1 protein-coding gene is annotated in these 284 nt (G+C 75.4%); it reads left to right on the top strand.

Translation table 11 applies throughout. The annotated features are described in order from the left end of the window. The coding region (locus KVS67_RS11860) for a D-aminoacyl-tRNA deacylase (RefSeq protein ID WP_217565433.1) at positions 1-284 on the top strand (284 nt) is incomplete at both ends.

Here is a 284-nt window from a genome sequence, read left to right as displayed (position 1 = left end):
CAAAGTCGTCGGCTCCTTCGAGGGCGAGGGGCTGGTGATCCTGCTCGGCGTGGCCGTCGACGACACCGGGGCCGAGGCCGTCCAGGTGGCCCGCAAGGTGGCCGGGCTCCGCATGCTCGACGGCGAGCGGTCCCTCACCGGCGCCGGTGCCCCGGCGCTCGTCGTCAGCCAGTTCACGCTGTACGGCGACGTGCGGGAGGGCCGGCGGCCGTCCTGGACGCGCGCGGCGAAGGGCAGCCAGGCCGAGCCGCTCTACGAGCGGTTCACGGCCGAGCTCGAGGCCG

The organism is Micrococcus sp. GbtcB5 (genome assembly GCF_019091605.1).
GTDB classification, from domain to species: domain Bacteria; phylum Actinomycetota; class Actinomycetes; order Actinomycetales; family Micrococcaceae; genus Micrococcus; species Micrococcus luteus.
This window is presented reverse-complemented; position numbering and strand designations above follow the sequence as displayed.